4 protein-coding genes are annotated in these 1984 nt (G+C 69.7%); 1 reads left to right on the top strand and 3 read right to left on the bottom strand.

The window, feature by feature from the left end; all coding sequences use genetic code 11:
- The first annotated feature begins 144 nt into the window (after positions 1–144).
- Complete coding sequence (locus VF202_05895; GenBank protein HEX7039624.1) at positions 145–567, top strand: hypothetical protein; 423 nt, start codon at positions 145–147, stop codon at positions 565–567.
- Positions 568–874: 307 nt separating this feature from the next.
- Here the strand turns inward: VF202_05895 and VF202_05890 are convergent, their stop codons facing one another.
- The 3 genes from VF202_05890 to VF202_05880 all read right to left on the bottom strand — a co-directional run.
- On the bottom strand, positions 875–1267 hold the full coding sequence (locus tag VF202_05890) for a hypothetical protein (GenBank protein HEX7039623.1): 393 nt from the start codon (positions 1265–1267) through the stop codon (positions 875–877).
- Positions 1268–1435: 168 nt separating this feature from the next.
- Positions 1436–1780 carry a hypothetical protein gene (locus VF202_05885; protein HEX7039622.1) on the bottom strand — a complete coding sequence of 115 codons (345 nt, stop codon included), beginning with the start codon at positions 1778–1780 and terminating at the stop codon, positions 1436–1438.
- Positions 1780–1984: hypothetical protein (locus tag VF202_05880; protein HEX7039621.1), on the bottom strand; the 205-nt coding region annotated here is incomplete at its 5' end. The genes VF202_05885 and VF202_05880, both read right to left, overlap by 1 nt.

Below are 1984 nucleotides of genomic sequence, written 5' to 3'. Positions count from 1 at the left end.
CGAAGGATGAGCGCAAGGGGCCCGTCACGCGCATCGGCTGCAGCATGTGCGGCGACGACGTGCCGGCGATGCGCACCCCTCGCGGCTGGCTGTGCCGCGACTGCGCGATGGGCTACTGATCCACCACACACCACGGAGGCGGAGATGGCACGCACGTATCGGGCAGCATACTGGACGGATGGGCAGGGTGGCGAGCTGGTCCTGACCGCGCCTGAGCACTCGACCCTCTCTGAAGAGGCGCTGCTGGCGGAGGCGCGGGCGGAGGCGGAGCGCGCGGGCGTCGATCTCTCCTACGGCCGCATCGAGATCGGCGACTGGCACGACCCGGACATGCAGGACGACCAGCCGCGCACGCTCCGAGGCGTCCTGGCGCGACTCCCCGGTACGATGCACCTGAGTGACGGCGGCACGACCTGGACCGTGGACAACCTGCTGGACGCACTGGACGAGGACGAGGACGCCGAATACGTGCTGGGCGCGCTGTCGGACGGGCGCGCGACGATCGAGCGCCTGGACGCGAACGGGTACCGGATGAGCCCGCCCGCCTACGTCGAGGAGCGGGTGTGACCCCCGAAGCCATCCGACAGGCCAGGACACGCCTCGGTCTCTCCCTAGAGGGGCTGGGGCGCGCCCTGGACGTGTCGAAGCAGACCGTGTGGCACTGGGAGCAGCCGCGCGACAGTCCACACCACCGCGACCCGCCGCCGTACCTCTGGCGGGCGATGCGGGATCTCGAGCGAGAGCACACGGGGGCGTCCTGACGGCGCCCCCGCCGTGCATCACAGACACACCCCCTCATCCGGCTGCGCCATCCGCACCGGGTGCGCCGGCGGATCCTCGCGCCGACGCCAGAGCCACCAAAGCAGCGCCCGCATCACCGCGCGTCCTCCGCATCCCACAGGTCCGGGTGCAGCGGCTCGACCTCGGCGAGCAAGGCGCGGGCGTCGGACAGCTCGCCGTCCACGTCGTACTCGCCGCCGCAGTCGTCGGCCTCGCGCATCGCCGCCTCCGCCAGGCCGATCAGGTCGCCCAGCGCACGGCACAGGCGCCGCTCCCGCTCCCGCGCCTCGGACAGCTCGCGCTCCAGGCGGGCGATTTCGGCGGCGTGCAGGTCGGCCCGCACATACTCGACGCCGCCATCGCTACCGTCAGTGTCCGGGAGCGGCCACACATCATCATCGCACCAGAGCCGCCCTTCCGGGCTGTACGGCGGCGGCTCCAGGTAGATCCGGTCTGGATCGCGCTGTCTCGTGTCGGTCGCCATCATCGCACCTCCATGAATAGGTCTGCCTGCGCCGGCTGCTCCCGCCGCTCGCACTCGTACCGCCAAACCCGCCGGCCGTGCGGCTGCCTCGGGCGGTGCTCCCGCGCAATCTCGTGGCACGGCTCGCCGGCCGGGGCGTGGCAGAGCGGGCAGGGCACGGCCAGGCAGGGTTCAGGCGCCATCGCTCTCGCTCCTGTCGGTGGGGTGGGTGGCGCGAATCGCCTCTAACTCTGCCGCCAGTGCGTCCCGCTCCTCCAACAGCATGCGGATAGTATCGGGGTCGCATGCGGCGATGTGGTGGGCAATGGCCACCGCTTCGATGTTGGGCCTGACATGCGGGATGTGTCGCGGCCCAGTGTGCGTGTAATAGCCAACGATGCCGCCGGATTTTGGCCAGTCGCCGGAATAGATCATCCAGCAGTCATGACCTCCTCCGGTCTCGTGCTCGCAGCGCCACGGCCCCGCTGTCGGCCCCATCGTCAACGCCTTCCGAATCTTCTCGTAGCGGTCAGCCATCACTCCCCACCTCCCTCGCCCCGGCGGGCGGCGGATTCCTCGTCGAGCGACACGATCAGTAGTTTGATCCCAAGTCGCCGCTGAAGGTCATCCGGGTTGCGCTCGATCACGGCGAGGAGGCGGTGAAGAAACTCGTAAGTCATCTCGATCGTGCCGTGCTCGTAGGCGATTATGTGATCGCTGTGCGAGCCTTGGTCCTCGGAC

The organism is Trueperaceae bacterium (assembly GCA_036381035.1).
GTDB lineage: Bacteria > Deinococcota > Deinococci > Deinococcales > Trueperaceae > DASRWD01.
This window is presented reverse-complemented; position numbering and strand designations above follow the sequence as displayed.

Bases quoted from the DNA above. Each gene is read 5' to 3' on its own strand.
- VF202_05895 (HEX7039624.1), top strand. From the start codon at position 145: ATGGCACGCACGTATCGGGCAGCATACTGGACGGATGGGCAGGGTGGC.
- VF202_05885 (HEX7039622.1), bottom strand. From the start codon at position 1,780: ATGGCTGACCGCTACGAGAAGATTCGGAAGGCGTTGACGATGGGGCCG.
- VF202_05890 (HEX7039623.1), bottom strand. From the start codon at position 1,267: ATGATGGCGACCGACACGAGACAGCGCGATCCAGACCGGATCTACCTG.